Source organism: Chenggangzhangella methanolivorans, assembly GCF_042648545.1.
GTDB lineage: Bacteria > Pseudomonadota > Alphaproteobacteria > Rhizobiales > Methylopilaceae > Methylopila > Methylopila methanolivorans.
In genome coordinates this window covers 15,521-30,127 of record NZ_JBHRXS010000004.1, presented here as the reverse complement: position 1 = coordinate 30,127, position 14,607 = coordinate 15,521, and the positions used below count along the sequence as shown (strand labels likewise).

At 69.8% G+C, this 14,607-nt stretch carries 14 protein-coding genes; 2 read left to right on the top strand and 12 right to left on the bottom strand.

The window, feature by feature from the left end; translation table 11 throughout:
• Positions 1-2: 2 nt before the first annotated feature.
• The 6 genes from ACFOWB_RS05430 to ACFOWB_RS05405 form a co-directional block, all read right to left on the bottom strand.
• Positions 3-1,172 carry an FIST N-terminal domain-containing protein gene (locus ACFOWB_RS05430; protein WP_261404258.1) on the bottom strand — a complete coding sequence of 390 codons (1,170 nt, stop codon included), beginning with the start codon at positions 1,170-1,172 and terminating at the stop codon, positions 3-5.
• A 139-nt stretch (positions 1,173-1,311) separates the two neighbouring features.
• Positions 1,312-2,082: a pyrimidine 5'-nucleotidase gene (locus ACFOWB_RS05425; protein ID WP_261404259.1), complete on the bottom strand. Its 771-nt coding sequence runs from the start codon at positions 2,080-2,082 to the stop codon at positions 1,312-1,314.
• Positions 2,083-2,200: 118 nt separating this feature from the next.
• A complete protein-coding gene (locus ACFOWB_RS05420; RefSeq protein ID WP_261404260.1) occupies positions 2,201-2,530 on the bottom strand; it encodes a hypothetical protein in 330 nt (109 codons plus the stop codon).
• A gap of 78 nt (positions 2,531-2,608) precedes the next feature.
• The gene (locus ACFOWB_RS05415) at positions 2,609-3,295 is read right to left on the bottom strand and encodes a hypothetical protein (protein ID WP_261404261.1); all 687 of its coding nucleotides are present in this window, start codon (positions 3,293-3,295) and stop codon (positions 2,609-2,611) included.
• Positions 3,296-3,480: 185 nt separating this feature from the next.
• Positions 3,481-4,374 carry an acetylglutamate kinase gene (gene argB / locus ACFOWB_RS05410; RefSeq protein WP_378146120.1) on the bottom strand — a complete coding sequence of 298 codons (894 nt, stop codon included), beginning with the start codon at positions 4,372-4,374 and terminating at the stop codon, positions 3,481-3,483.
• Positions 4,375-4,465: 91 nt separating this feature from the next.
• Positions 4,466-6,592: a putative bifunctional diguanylate cyclase/phosphodiesterase gene (locus ACFOWB_RS05405; protein ID WP_261404262.1), complete on the bottom strand. Its 2,127-nt coding sequence runs from the start codon at positions 6,590-6,592 to the stop codon at positions 4,466-4,468.
• A 211-nt stretch (positions 6,593-6,803) separates the two neighbouring features.
• On the opposite strand from ACFOWB_RS05405, the gene galE reads away from it, so the two are divergent.
• Complete coding sequence (galE, locus tag ACFOWB_RS05400) at positions 6,804-7,823, top strand: UDP-glucose 4-epimerase GalE (RefSeq protein WP_261404263.1); 1,020 nt, start codon at positions 6,804-6,806, stop codon at positions 7,821-7,823.
• A gap of 114 nt (positions 7,824-7,937) precedes the next feature.
• On the opposite strand, the gene ACFOWB_RS05395 is transcribed toward galE, so the two are convergent.
• Together ACFOWB_RS05395 and ACFOWB_RS05390 are read right to left on the bottom strand one after the other, a co-directional pair.
• Complete coding sequence (locus tag ACFOWB_RS05395) at positions 7,938-8,099, bottom strand: Thivi_2564 family membrane protein (protein ID WP_261404264.1); 162 nt, start codon at positions 8,097-8,099, stop codon at positions 7,938-7,940.
• 156 nt (positions 8,100-8,255) lie between these two features.
• Positions 8,256-8,777 (bottom strand): DUF2244 domain-containing protein, encoded by a 522-nt coding sequence (locus tag ACFOWB_RS05390; RefSeq protein WP_378146116.1) that lies wholly within the window; start codon positions 8,775-8,777, stop codon positions 8,256-8,258.
• A gap of 20 nt (positions 8,778-8,797) precedes the next feature.
• Between ACFOWB_RS05390 and nth the strand changes: the two genes are divergently transcribed.
• Positions 8,798-9,523 carry an endonuclease III gene (gene nth / locus ACFOWB_RS05385; protein ID WP_261404265.1) on the top strand — a complete coding sequence of 242 codons (726 nt, stop codon included), beginning with the start codon at positions 8,798-8,800 and terminating at the stop codon, positions 9,521-9,523.
• 133 nt (positions 9,524-9,656) lie between these two features.
• On the opposite strand, the gene ACFOWB_RS05380 is transcribed toward nth, so the two are convergent.
• From ACFOWB_RS05380 to ACFOWB_RS05365, 4 genes are all read right to left on the bottom strand, one after another.
• Positions 9,657-10,361, bottom strand: coding sequence for a spermidine synthase (locus ACFOWB_RS05380; RefSeq protein ID WP_261404266.1), 705 nt, complete (start codon positions 10,359-10,361; stop codon positions 9,657-9,659).
• A gap of 13 nt (positions 10,362-10,374) precedes the next feature.
• Complete coding sequence (locus tag ACFOWB_RS05375; RefSeq protein ID WP_261404267.1) at positions 10,375-11,670, bottom strand: MFS transporter; 1,296 nt, start codon at positions 11,668-11,670, stop codon at positions 10,375-10,377.
• Positions 11,671-11,890: 220 nt separating this feature from the next.
• Positions 11,891-12,874: a CorA family divalent cation transporter gene (locus ACFOWB_RS05370; protein WP_378146114.1), complete on the bottom strand. Its 984-nt coding sequence runs from the start codon at positions 12,872-12,874 to the stop codon at positions 11,891-11,893.
• 3 nt (positions 12,875-12,877) lie between these two features.
• Positions 12,878-14,482 (bottom strand): inorganic phosphate transporter, encoded by a 1,605-nt coding sequence (locus tag ACFOWB_RS05365; RefSeq protein WP_378146112.1) that lies wholly within the window; start codon positions 14,480-14,482, stop codon positions 12,878-12,880.
• Positions 14,483-14,607: the final 125 nt, after the last annotated feature.

Below are 14,607 nucleotides of genomic sequence, written 5' to 3'. Positions count from 1 at the left end.
GCTCAGGCCGCCCCAGCATAGCCGATCGCGACGCCCGTAAAAGTCTGGTTCAGGTGCATCGAGCGGTACTGCTCGCCATAGGTCTCGAAGCCGACGACGTTGTACTGGCGGTAGAGATCCGAGATCGGCCGCCGCTTCTGGCGGATCTCGGCGTCGAGGCGTCGGAGCACGCAGTCGAAGCCGATCACGAGGTCGACGCCGCCGAGCCGCGCCTCGAGGCGTTCGAGTTCGGCCCGCGTCACCTCGACGACGTCGAGCGGGCGCGCGAGCGTCAGCACCAGCCCACGGTCGATCGCGCAGAAGAAGGAGAGCGAACCGTCCGGATTGAGCCGGCGGATCGAGCGGCAGAAATACTCGCCGCCGACCCGCACCACGAGCGGATGCGAGGCGAAGCTCATCGGCGACAGGTTCTCGGGGTCGAGCCCCACCGCCATGGCGTATTCGGTCGCGGCGGGCTCGGCGTTGAGCTCCCGCACCGTGCGCGCGCCGTCGTCGGAGGCCGTCACCACGAACTTGACGTCTGTCGGCTCGAAATTGTCGGTCTTGAAGATCTCGACCGGGTAGTCGGTCTCCACGATCATCAGGATCGCGGCGGTGAGCTTCACCTCGCCGTCATGGATCAAGGCGGTCCGCCGGAACGCGAGGTCGTCGCCGGCCGAGCCGCCGACGAGCGGAATGCCGTCGAGCGCCTGGTCGATCACCGAGACGACCCGCTCCTCGGCGTTGGCGAGGCCGTCGATGAGCGAGAGCGCGAAGCGGCTCGCCCCGGCCTTGGCGTCGGGCGCGGCGTCGAGCCGGCGGCGCAGCGACCGCACGATGTCGGCGGTGCGCTCGACGTCGAGTTCGTCGACGTTGGGGAGCGAGGCCGACACGATCCGGAAACCCGACTTCGGGAACGCCACCGCCACGACGCCGCGGTCGAGATTGCCCGCGGGGCTGAGCTCTCCCGCGCTCGAACAGGCGGCGATCGGCGTGCCGGCGAAGCGTCGGGAGAACGCGACGTTGATCTCGTCCGCGGCGTAGGCTGACGAGAAGAACACGAGAAGCTGGCCGACAGGCTCGCCAGACAGCGCTGCGGCGACGGACGCGACGGCGCCTTCCGCCGTGGCCGCGCCGTCGACCCACGCGGTCTTGATGCCGCAGCGGTGGCTGACGGCGCGCGCCTCTGTCAAATCCGAAGTCCTCCCGTGGGACGTCGGGGCTCTTTTTCGGCCCTCTTTAGAAAGACCGTAGACCGCTGGCGGCGCCGGCTGCAAGGGACCGGCCGTGCGCACTTAGGTTGAGCTTGAACGGCTCCGCGGCCGCGCGGCCTCAGTCGGCCGCCACCAGCGCGAGCGCGGAGAGGAAGCCCGCGAGATCGTCGGTCATGTGGTCGACATGCGGGCCGCCATGGGCGTCCGTGGCGGAGGTCAGGCGCTCCAGGCCCTCGGGCTCGCCGTCGCGCGGCGTCACCAGCACGGTGCGCATGCCGAGGCGATGGGGAACCACAAGGTTCTTCGACAGATCCTCGAACATCGCGGCCTTGGAGGGCTCGATGCCGTGGAGCTTCAGGAAGGCGTCATAGGCGGCCGCGTCGGGCTTGGGCACGAAGCTCGCGGCCGCGATGTCGAAGATGTCCTCGAACAGCTCGGAGATCCCGAGCCTTGCGATGACGCTTTCGGCGTGGCGGCGCGAGCCGTTGGTCAGCACGAAACGCCGCCCCGGCAGCCGCGCGATGGCGGCCGCGAGGTCGGGCGCGGGCGCCAGCACCGCATGGTCGATGTCGTGGACGAAAGCGAGGAAGTGGTGCGGGTCGAGCCCGTCCTCGCTCATCATGCCGGCGAGCGTCGTGCCGTGGCGGCGGTAGTAGTATTTCTGGAGCGCGCGCGCCGAGAGCCCGTCGAGCCCGGAGCGCTGCATCACATAGGCCGTGATCTTGGCGTCGATCTGGTCGAACAGCCGGCTCGAGGCGGGGTAGAGCGTGTTGTCGAGGTCGAACACCCAGGTGTCGACGTGATCGAAGCCCTTGGCCTCGGCCTCCTGCACATGCTCGCGCAACGTCGTGGCGCCGGTGAAGGAGTTGGAGGCGGGAGGTTTGTTCATCGAAGACCGTTCAGCCCGCGCGACGGGACGTCGCGACATCCGGATGATCGCCCGGACATGGTGAACGAGCCGTTGTCGCCGCGAGCCGCGGCTTTTCCAAGGCGGGGCGGCCGCGCCGTCAGGGCGTCGCCGCCTGGTCAAGAGCCGCGGCCCCGCGCGACAGTCCGTAGGTGACGGGCGACGGCGCGCCCGTCATGACGAGGCAGACGAGCGTCAGCGCCATCCAGAGGCCCGCCGCGATGCGCGGGCCCTGCTGGAAATAGACCACCGCGACGAGGAGATGGATCACGACCAGCATCTCCTGCGGCGCGCTCGACCACACGGTCGGCAGCAGGAAGAACACGAGCCCGATGACCGCCATGGCGGCCGCGAATTCGGCAAGGCCGCGCCGCGCGACGGCCAGCTTGGCGTTCTTGGGTTCGGGCCGCTTGAACTGAACGACGTTCATGCCCGGCACTCTAGCCGAGATCAGGGCTTCAGGCGAAGCGACGCTTGGCCGCGAAGGCGCGCCCGCCGAAGCCGCCGCTCAGCGCGCTTCCTGGACGAAGTTCAGCGTCTCGACGCGCTCTGTGCGCTTGCCGCTGTCCACCAGTTCAAACAGCGCGCTCTGCCGCTCGCAGGGCGACGACTGCGCGACGCAGTAGCCGAGCGAGCCTTCCACCTGATAGGCGCCCGGGCCGTCGAGATAGAACTCGTACTTGCCCTGCTCGTCGGGCTTGACCTGCTGCACCGCGGAGACGACGCCGGCTTCGCGCATCGCGAGCGTGACGGTCGCCCCGCCCCGGCGCGCCTTCGAGACCTTGCCGCGGATCACGAGGCTGTCGGTCCCGCCGGAGCGCGCCCCGACCCAGGTCCCCGAAACGCCGTTCGTGTCCTCCCAGAGGCCCTCGATGATCTTCCGGCCCTTGCGATCGACCTTGCCGGTGAGGGCCACCGTGTATTTCACCTCGTTGTAGGGCCAGGCCATCGTGACCTTGCGGCCCTTCAGGACGCCGTCGAGTCCCCAGCTGTAGAGGCCGTAATCGCCGAAGCCGGTCAGCTTTCCGTCGACCTGCTGCGTGATGGAGAACCGCTGGCTGAGGCGGTTGATCGTCCCGATCCAGGAGCCGCGCATGTCGATCTGCGGCTTGGCCGGGGCTTCGCTTTCTTCGGCGAGCGCGCTCCCCGCGCCTGCCAGAGCCGCGACGCAGAGCAAAAACGCCAGCAATTTCATAGCGTCCTCCCGGACGATGGTTGACCGGAAGGTCAAGTCTCGCCGAGAACTTCGAAACGCTCAAGAGCCTCATGTAAAGTTGAGGAGATCGACTTGAGGAAAGGGCGCGAATATTTATCGTCGATTGATGAGTTTTGCCGGCGACGGCCCGATGTCGGCCGCCGCCGGCGGATCGTCCGCGCCCGTCAGCGGGTGATGAGCGTGCCCGCGCCGCCTTCGGTGAGCAGCTCGATCAGAACCGCGTGGGGCGTCTTGCCGTCGAGGATCACGACGCCCTCGACGCCGCGCTCGACCGCGTAGATGCAGGTCTCGACCTTCGGGATCATGCCCGCCGTGATGGTGCCGTCGGCGATGAGGCGGCGCGCCTCCTCGATCGAGAGCTGGTCGATGAGGTTCTTGTTCTTGTCGAGCACGCCCGGAACGTCGGTGAGCAGCAGCAGGCGCTTCGCCCCGACCGCGCCGGCGATCGCGCCCGCGAAGGTGTCGGCGTTGACGTTGTAGGTGGTGGCCCCGTCCGAGCCGGACGCGACCGGCGCCACGACCGGGATCTGGTCGGAGGCGATCACCCAGTCGAGCACCGTGCGGTCGACCTTGTCGGGATCTCCGACGAAGCCGAGGTCGACGATCTCCTCGACATTGGTGTCGGGGTTGATCATCGAGCGGGTGACCTTGCGGGCCGTCACCATGCCGCCGTCCTTGCCCGAGAGGCCGATGGCGCGGCCGCCCTCGGCGTTGATCGACGCCACGATGTTCTTGTTGATCGAACCGGCGAGGATCATCTCGACGACCTCGACGGTCGCCTGGTCGGTGACGCGCAGCCCCGCCTTGAACTCGGACTTGATGCCGAGCCGGTCGAGCATCTTGCCGATCTGCGGGCCGCCGCCGTGGACCACTACGGGGTTGATGCCGACCTCCTTGAGGATCGCGACGTCCTGCGCGAACCAGCGCGCCGCGTCCGCGTCGCCCATGGCGTGGCCGCCATATTTCACCACGATCGTGGCGTCGTCGTAGCGCTGCATGTAGGGCAGCGCCTCGACGAGGATGCGGGCGGTGTCGTGCGGATTGGGAGCGGCGGTCATCGGCCTCGCGTCTTTCGGCGTGGAAAGCGGTTGGCCGGCGGTTCTAGACGGTCATTCGCGACGGCTCAATGACGTCGCGCAAGAAGCCTCTTCAGGCGCGCTGGCCGCCGACCGCGAGCCGGAGGCTCCCGCGGCGCTCGCCGACCGCGCGGAGCTCGCTGACGCGCCGCTCCGCGTACCACGCCTCGAAGGCCGCGACCGACATCGGGCGGCCGAACAGATAGCCCTGCGCATAGGTGCAGCCGTGGTCGGTGACGAAGCGGAGCTGCTCTTCGGTCTCGACGCCTTCGGCGATGGTCTCGAAGCCGAGGTTCTCGGCCATGCCGATGACGGTGCCGACCACCACGCGCGCGCCGGCCTCGTCGATCGCGTCGCGCACAAAGCCGCGGTCGATCTTGAGCACGTCGAAGGGCAGCCGCGTCAGCGCCGAGAGGTTCGAATAGCCGGTGCCGAAGTCGTCGATGGCGATGCGAAGGCCCGCAGCCTTCAGCGGCGCGAGCTCGCGGGCGGCGTGCTGCGGATCGCCCATCGCGGCGCTTTCGGTGATCTCGAGCTCGAGCTGGGAGGGATCGGCGCCCGCCGCTCCGGTGATCTCAAGCGTGCGCTCGGCGAATCCCGCGCGCCGGAACTGCAGCGGCGAGACGTTGACCGCGACGCGCACGTCGATCCCGCGGCTGTGCCAGTCGGCCGCGACCCGACTTGCCTCGGCGATGACGAACTGCCCGAGCGGCTCGACCAGGCCGCATTCCTCGGCGACCGACACGAACTCGCCCGGAGGAACCATGCCGCGGGTCGGGTGCCGCCAGCGCGCGAGCGCCTCGGCGCCCGAGACGACGCCGCCCTTGAGCGAAATCTGCGGCTGGAAGTGGAGTTCGAGCTCGCCGGCCTCGATGGCGCGGCGAAGATCCTGCTCGAGCCGCAGGCGGCCATAGGCCATGCGGCTCAACTCGGCGCCGGCGAAGCGCACGCTCTGCGGGCCGGCCACGCGGGCGGCGGAGACGGCCGCGGCCGCGCTGCGGATCAGCGCGCCGGCCTCGTCGCCGTCTTCCGGCGCGAGCGCGACGCCGACCGAGAGCGTCGTCATCATGCGGTGCTCGCCGACGACGAGCGGCGCCTCGAAGGCCGCCACCGCGCTTTCGGCGAGCGAACGGGCGGCGTCGGCGTCGGCGTCGGGGGCGAGGATCGAGAAGCCGCTGTCGGAGGCGCGGGCGACCATCATCGACGGCTCGCCGTCGTCGCGGTCGAGGCCGCGGCCGCGCGCCCAGCCCTCGACGGCCGACGACAGGCGCCGGGCGGCCGCGCGCACCGTCTCGTCGCCATGGCTTTGCCCGAGACCGGCCGCGATGCGGCTGAGGCCCGCGATCTCGACGCGCACCAGCGCGAGCGAGCGGCCGAGCTGAAGCGCGGCCGCGAGGCGGCTCGTCAGGCTCGCATGGTTGGGCAACCGCGTGATCGGGTCGTCGAAGGTAAGGCGGTGGAGCGCGTCGGCGTTCTCGGCGAGATCGCGGGCGATCGAGAGATGCGCGCGGGCAAGCGCCCCGACCTCGTCGCTGCGCTCGCCCGCGGCGCGGACAGCGGCGTCGCCGGCGCCCGGCCGCATGACGGCGCGGGTCAGCGCGCGCAGCGGCGAGGCGGCGCGGTCGACGAGGATCGCAAGGCCCGGAAGCGCGAGCGCGAGGAAGATGAGCGTGGTGATCAGCCCGTGGACGGCGGCGTCGAACCCGGCCGAAGCCGCAGGCGCGAGCGACACCCCGAAGCGCAGCGTCGCGCGGACGCCCGAGGAGAGCGTCAGCGCCTTGGCGCCGTGGGCGTATCCGTCCTGCCGGACCATCACCGCAAAGGCGGAGCGCTCGGTGCCGTCGACGCCGGTCTCGGAGAGCAGCGGCGCGGGCCGCGCGGGCGCCTGGCCTTCGATCACTGCGCCTTCGGCGTCGACGAGATAGGCGTAGTCGAAGCCTGCGATCCGCACGAGGTCGCCGAACCGCTCCTCGGCGAAGCGGGAGCGCTCGATCGCCGCCGCGGCGCGCTCGGCTTCGGCCACGGCGTTGCGCTCGATCGAGCGCTCGCCGGCGTCGCGGACGTTGGCGGCGTTGGTCAGGATGAGGACGAGCGAAAGCGCGGTGAGCAGCAGGCCGACGAGCAGCGTCGCGCGCGCCGCAAGGCCCCGCCACCAGCGCTTGAGCGGCTGGCCGTCGGTCCGGCTGTCGTCACCTGTCATCGCAAAAACCGCACGCAAAGGCCTTTTCCCACAGGGTGCGATTGTCGTTCGGAAGGGTGAATGAACGGTTGATGCTTCGAACAGACGGTTTTTAGCTACCCCCATCGCGTGTGATCGGCTTGGACTTTCAACGAAACCGAAAGGAGCCTTGGGATATCGGTCGAAACGGCGCCGACGTTGCGGAAGCGGCCGCCTCAAGGAGCCTGTCCCCATGGCGGTCCTCATCACCGGCGGCGCCGGCTACATCGGCTCCCACATGGTCCACGCGCTCAGCGACGCGGGCGAGGCCTGCGTGGTGCTCGACGACCTGTCGACCGGATCGCGCGAGGCCCTGCCCGAGGGCGTGCCGCTCGTCGTCGGCGACGTCGGCGACCAGGCGCTCGTGCGTCGGCTCGCGGCGTCCTACGGCGTCGACGCCGTCGCGCATTTCGCCGCCCGCATCGTCGCGCCGGAGTCGGTCGCCGACCCGGTCGGCTACTACGTCGCGAACACCGGCCGGACGCTCGCCCTGCTCGGCGCGGTGCGGGACGCAGGCGTCCGCCGCTTCATCTTCTCCTCGACCGCCGCCGTCTACGGCGTCTCGCCGCCGACGCCGACGCGCGAGGACGCGCCTCTCGCCCCCGCCTCGCCCTATGGCGCCTCGAAGATGATGTCGGAGCGCATCCTCGCCGACGTCGCCGCCGCGCACGGGATCGAGTTCGTCACGCTGCGCTACTTCAACGTCGCGGGCGCCGATCCGCTGCTGCGCACCGGCCAGCGCCTGCCCGGCGCCACCAACCTGATCACCGTCGCGATCCGCGCCGCGCTCGGACTCAACCGCGGGCTGGAGGTCTACGGAACGAACCTTCCGACGCCGGACGGCACCGGCGTGCGCGACTACATCCATGTCCGCGACCTTGCGAACGCCCATGTGGCGGCGCTCGGCCATCTTCGGGCCGGCGGACGGAGCCTCACGCTCAACTGCGGCTATGGCTGGGGCTACTCGGTGCGCGACGTGATCGCCTCGGTGAAGCGCGTCTCGGGCGTCGACTTCCCCGTGACCGCCCGGCCTGCCCGGCCGGGCGACCCATATGTCTCGATCGCCGACGCCGGCGCGATCCGCGAGGCGCTCGGCTGGCGCCCCGAGCGCGCCGATCTCGACCTGATCGTGGGCGACGCGCTGCGCTTCGAGCAGCGCTGGCGCGCGAACGAAACCCGCCGCCCCGCGAAAGCGAGACGGCGCGCCGGATAGCGTATCAAGACATCAGCCCAGGCGGTCGTCGCCGGGCTTGACCCGGCGATCCGTCGGGCGCGCACGCGCCCCTGACGGATGCCCGGATCAAGTCCGCGCTGAACTTTAGCGCGATCAGAAGACCGCGAGGTACTTCAGCAGCGAGATGATGCCGATGATGATGACGATGACCCGGACGATCTGCTTCGCCCGGCCGTCTATCGGCAGCATGCCGACGAGATAGAGCACGAGGAAGATCACCAGGACGGTGATCAGAATGCCGATCAGCGGACCCATCCTCAAATTCCTTTCGCGAAACGCACTCGGGAACGGTTATCGCGCCGGCTCGCTCCCGATTTTACGCGCCGTCGCCATGTAAAAACGCGCGCGTGACCCGCTTGTTCCGGACTAATTTCCTGATTCGACGATTTTCGCCGCAATCGACGGGGCCGCTCAGCGTTCCGGCGCGGAGAGCCTCGGCCCGGCCTTGGCGCTTGCGAGCGCCCGGCCGAAGGCGTCGGCGAAATCGGCGCGCTCGTCGGGCGAGAGCGCGCCGGCGAGATCAAGCGAGGAGCCGCGCGCCGCGACCGCGACCCGCGTCATGCCGAAATCCTCGTCGCGCTCGGTCTCGAGCCTGACCCAGAGCGGGTTGAAGCGCCATTCGCGGGCCGCGCCCCTCGGCGAGATCTTGCGCACGAGCAGCTCGACATAGGTCAGCACCACCTGCTCGCAGGCGCGCGCCTGCGCAAAGGAGAAGCGGAAGGCGAGCCAGAGCGCGAGCACGTCGAGGCCGAGGAAGCCGACGATCGGCCAGGCGCCCATCAGGAAGAACGGCAGGCTGATGAGCGCGTTGAGCGCCGCGAAGCTTCCGATGACGATCGCAAAGCCCTTGGGGCCGAGCGAGCGGTGCGGCCGGATCTCGGCCGCGAAGACCGGCCGGTCGACGATGTCGTCGGTGCTGGCGCGCTCGCTCATAGCCTCAGTATAAGGGCGCGATGGCCGACCGTCAGTCTCCCGCCCCGAAGAAATCAGCGCCGCGCAAGGCCAAGGCTCCGCGCAGGCTCCCGCCCGCGACCGTGGAGGAGATGTTCCGCCGCTTCGAGGAGCGCGACCCCGAGCCCAAGGGCGAGCTCGAGCACACCGACCCCTATACGCTGCTGGTGGCCGTCGTGCTCTCCGCGCAGGCCACCGACGTCGGCGTGAACAAGGCGACGCGCCGCCTCTTCGCCGAGGCCGCGACGCCCGAGGCGATGGTGGCGCTCGGCGAGGACCGGGTGCGCGAACACATCAAGACGATCGGCCTCTATCGCAACAAGGCCAAGAACGTCGTCGCGCTGTCGGAGCGGCTGATCGCCGAGCACGGAAGCTCGGTTCCGCCCTCGCGCGCGGCGCTCGAGCTGCTGCCGGGCGTCGGCCGCAAGACCGCGAACGTCGTGATGAACACCGCCTTCGGCGAGCCGACCATCGCGGTCGACACCCATCTCTTCCGCGTCGGCAACCGCACGCAGCTCGCGCCGGGCAAGACGCCGCTCGCGGTGGAGCTCGGGATGGAGAAGGTGGTGCCCGACCGCTACCGCCGCCACGCCCACCACTGGCTCATCCTGCACGGCCGCTACGTGTGCAAGGCGAGGAAGCCCGAATGCTGGCGCTGCATCATCGAGGACCTGTGCCCGTTCGAGCCGAAGTCCGTGCCGGGAAAGGGCGCACGGGCAGTGGTTTAAGGCGCAGCGCTTTCAGCCGTCATGCCCGCGCCTTCGCGCGGGTATCAACGACTTCTCGAAGCGCCGCGCTCTGTCCCGCAGTCGTGGATGCCCGGCTTCGCCGGGCATGACGGCGAGGATCTTCGCCCTTCGCTCAGCGCCGCTTCCGCGACGGGCCGCGCTCGGGCACGTCGGTCTTGGTCGCGAGCCAGATCACGTGGCGGGCGCCCTTGCCGCTGTCGCTGGCGTAGACGCGGTGATCCTCCACCTTGAAGCCCGCGAAATGCAGCCGCTTGGCGAAGGCCTTGTCCGGGCCCTGCGACCAGACCGCCAGCACGCCGCCGCCCTTGAGCGCCGCGCGCGCCATCCCGAGGCCATACTCGCCGTAGAGATCGTCATTGCCCGTGGACGTCATGGCCTCCGGGCCGTTGTCGACGTCGAGCATGATCGCGTCCCAGCCGCCGGCCTCAATGACGCGCGCCACGTCCTCGACCACGATCTCCACGCGCGGATCCTCGAGACTGCCGCCAAAGATCTCCGCCATCGGTCCGCGCGCCCAGACGACGACGGACGGCACGAGTTCGGCCACCACCACCGTGGCGTCGGCCGGCAGGCTTTTCAGCGCCGCGCCGAGCGTGAACCCCATGCCGAGCCCGCCGATCAGCACCTTGGGCTTCTTGCGCGCGGCTATGCGCCCGCAGGACAGCGTCGCGAGCGCCTTTTCCGAGCCGCTCAGGCGGCTGTTCATCAGCTCGTTGTGGCCGAGCCGGATGGAGAATTCCTGGCCGCGCCTGAACAGGCGCAGGTCGTGCTTGCCGCCCGGCGCCGGGGCGGAGTCGAGCTGCTCCCAGGGGATCATGGGCGCGCCGCGATCATGCGCGCACCGTGCGGCTCGTCGGGAACTTCCAGCCGATCAGCAGGAACGACAGCGCCGCGGCGCCTGCGACCGCCGAAAGATACCAGCCGACCGCCGCGACGCCGTGGCTCTTGGCGAGCGACGTCGCGATGTAGGGCGCGGGCGAGGCCCCGAGGATGCCGGCGAGCGTGAAGGCGACCGACGCGCCGGTGTAGCGCACCGCCGTCGGGAAGAGCTCCGCGAGCGCCGCGCCCAACGGGCCGTAGGTCAGCCCCATGAGCCCGAGGCCGATCGACAGGAAGACGGTGACGGAGACCGCGTCGCCGGCCACGAACAGCGGCTCGAACGCGAAGCCGTAGGCCACGATTCCGAGGCTCGCGGCGATCAGCGTCTCGGCGCGGCCGAAACGGTCGGCGAGCTTGGCCGAGACCGGGATCATCAGGCCAAGGAACAGCACGCCGATCATTTGCATCGGCAGGAATTGCCCGCGCGTGTAGCCGAGCGTGGAGGTGCCCCAGCTCAGCGTGAACACCGTCATCAGATAGAAGATCGCGAAGGTGGCGGCGGCGGCGACGGTCGCGATGGCGAGCGTCGGGAAATGGTTCGAGAACACCTCCGCCATCGGAACCCGCACCCTCTCCTCGCGCTCGATCGCCTTCTGGAAGGCGGGCGTCTCGGTGATCTTCAGCCGCACCCAGAGCCCCACGAGAACGAGCGCCGCGCTCGCGATGAAGGGGATGCGCCAGCCCCAGGACAGGAAGTCAGCGTCGCTCAGCGTATCGGTGAGGATGAGGAAGCTTCCCGTCGAGCACAGGAACCCGATCGGCGCGCCGAGCTGCGGGAACATGCCGTACCAGGCCTCCTTGCCGGGAGGCGCGTTCTCGGTGGCGAGCAGCACCGCCCCGCCCCATTCACCGCCGAGACCCAGCCCCTGGCCGATGCGGAAGAGGCACAGCAGCAGCGGCGCGAGCAGGCCGGCCTGTTCGTAGGTCGGCAGCAGGCCGATGGCGACGGTCGAAAGGCCCATGGTCATCAGCGCCGCGACGAGCGTCGCCTTGCGCCCGACCCGGTCGCCGAAATGCCCGAACAGCGCCGCGCCGACGGGCCGCGCGAAGAACGCGATGGCGAAGGTCGCGAAGGACTGCAGCGTCGCGGTCGCGGGATCGCCGCCGGGGAAGAACAGTTTCGGGAACACAAGCACCGCGGCGGTCGCGTAGATGTAGAAGTCGAAGAACTCGATCGTGGTGCCGATCAGGCTCGCGAACAGCACGCGGGCGGGGGAGTTCCTCGGGGCGGCGGAAGCGTCGGACACGGCAGTTTTCTTGGTTTGATTTCGAGGCCGTGGCCATAGACCCCATGCGCCGTCTTGGGAACTGGCCGGCGCGCGATTGAGACGAACTGCGTGCTTCGAGACGCGCCGCTTCGCGTCGCTCCTCAGCATGAGGCGCGTTGGTTTCGGGCCGAGCGGAGACCATCCTCATGCTGAAGAGCCCGCCTGCGGCGGGCGTCTCGAAGCGCGCAGTCCCGCCGATTCAGACGATGCGCGTGACCTTCAGGAACACGTAGGTCGCAAGGCCGGTCCCGGCCATCAGGACCATGGTCCAGAGGAAGCCGTGCGGGCTCTCCACGCCCGGAACGCCGCCGACATTCATGCCGAAGACGCCGGTGACGAGCGTCATCGGCAGGAACACCGCGGTCACGATCGACAGGACGTAGAGGTTCCGGTTCGTGATCTCGGCGAGGATCGCGGCGCGCTCGTCCTGAAGCTGGCGGGCGCGCTCCTGCGCGAGGTCGAGGTCGTGGCCGACCGAATCGATGCGCGCCACCGCGTCGCGCAGCGCCGCGACGTCGTCCTCGGGGGCCCATTTGGGCGGGCGCGCCGCGAGCCGTCCGAGCACGAGCCGCTGCGGCCCGAGATGGCGGCGCAACCGCGCGAGCAGGCGGCGGACGCGTCCGAGATCCGCCGCCCCGCGCGCGGCGTCGTCGAGGATCGCGGCCTCGACCGCGTCGAGGTCGTGGGTCGCCTCCTTGACGAGGCCGAGGAAGGCGTCGGCGAGATGCTGCAGCAGGTCGGCCACGAGATTGAGCGAGCGGACCTTGCCGGTCGGCCGGTCCATCTCGCGCCTCAGCCGGTCGGTCGCCTGCAGCGGATGGCGGCGGGCCGTCACGACGCGGCGTTCGTCGAAGAAGATGCGCAACGCCCCGACCGCTGAAGGGTCGTCCTCGAAATCGTGATGGAGGTCGCTCAGCACGCCCGCGAGGCCGTCGTCGCCGGCTTCGCGCAGCCGCACGAGTTCGTCGTCGTCGAGCAGCGCGTCGCGCGCCGGAACCGGCAGGTCCGGCTGCTCCTCGAGCCATTTCTGGACGCGCAGATCCGTGACGTCGAGGTGGATCCAGACAAAGGAGCCGGGCGACGCCAGCGCGGCGTCGACCGTTTCCCAGTCGAGCCGCCTGACGTCGCCCGTCTCCGAGGCCTGGAACCCGCAGATCAGCCGCGGGTCATGAAAGGTGAACATGCATCAGAAGATATGGCGCAGGATCCAGAAGAGCGCCCCAGAAAGCGCGATCGAGACCGGCAGCGTCAAGATCCAGGCCATCGCGAGGTTGCGGATGGTGGAGACCTGAAGACCCGACCGGTTCGCCGCCATCGTTCCGGCGACGCCCGACGACAGCACGTGGGTGGTCGAGACCGGCAGGCCATAGACGTCGGCCGCGCCGATGGTCGCCATCGCGACGAGCTCGGCGGAGGCGCCCTGCGCGTAGGTGAGGTGCGTCTTGCCGATCTTCTCGCCGACCGTGACCACGATCCGCTTCCAGCCCACCATCGTGCCGAGGCCGAGCGCGATCGCGACCGCCACCTTCACCCAGGTCGGGATGAACTTGGTGGCCTCGTCGAGCGAGCCCTTGTAGGTCGACAGCGCCTTGGCCTCGGTCGCCGACAGGGCCGGCTGGCCGGACTTGGCGATGATGCGGATGGCTTCGGAGGCGAGATACATGTCGTTGCGGACGTTGCCGACCTCGGTCGCCGGGACCGCCGCGACCGAGCCGTAGCCCTTCACGTCGTTCGCCGTGATCGTGATGAGGCTCTGCAGCGCCGGGACCGTCTCCGGCTGGAGCGTGCGGGAGCCGACGAAGGCCGTGACGGCCGCGCGCGGATCGCCCGAGAACGCCGGAGCGCCGTTGGCATGGGCGGCGAGCGCATGAACCGCGCCCTGGGCGTTCATCTCATAGGCCGCGACATGGCTCGGCTCGACCGCGCGGTTGAGCGCGTAGGCCGTCGGCACGGTGCCGATGAGGATGAGCATGATGAGGCCCATGCCCTTCTGGCCGTCATTGGAGCCGTGCGCGAAGGAGACGCCCGTGCAGGTCAGGATCAGCAGGCCGCGGATCCAGAGCGGGGGCGGCGCGTCGCCCTTGGGGGCCTCGTAGAGCTCGGGGCGCTTCACCAGCACCTTCATGGCGAGCAGCAGCAGCGCGGCGGCGCAGAAGCCGATCAGCGGCGAGAGCAGCAGCGCCTTGCCGATGCCGGCCGCCTGGCTCCAGTCGACGCCCGATGTTCCGCTGCCGGCCGGCGCCATCATCTGGTTCATGAGGCCGACGCCGATGATCGAGCCGATCAGCGTGTGGGAGGAGGAGGACGGCAGGCCGAACCACCAGGTGCCGAGGTTCCAGATGATCGCGGCGAGCAGCAGCGCGAACACCATCGCGAAGCCCGCGTCGGTGCCGACCTTGAGGATGAGCTCCACCGGCAGCAGCGACACGATGCCGAAGGCGACCGCGCCCGAGGAGGTGAGCACGCCGAGGAAGTTCCAGGCGCCCGACCAGACCACGGCGGCGTTCGGCTTCAGCGAGTGGGTGTAGATGACCGTCGCGACCGCGTTCGCGGTGTCGTGGAAGCCGTTCACGAACTCGAAGCCGAGCGCGATGAGCAGCGCCAGGAACAGCAGCACGTAGACGAGCGAGCCCGCGGGCGGCGCGACCTGGAGGTCGTGGATCAGGCTCGCGCCGGAATAGACCAGGCCGATGAGCAGGATGGCGACGAAGGCGCCGCCGGCGAAAAGCGCCGCTCCGCCGCGCGGCCCGGCCGGGGCCGCGAGCGCGGGGTGGGATGTCGTGTCAGCCATGGAGGGGTTCCGGACGCGTGACGGGGCGCCCGGCGCACCTCGCGCCGGCGTCCCCGCCGATCACGGGGACGTTATTTCCGGCCGATGACGCTTTCGTGAACCGTTAACGGTTTATCCTCACGACG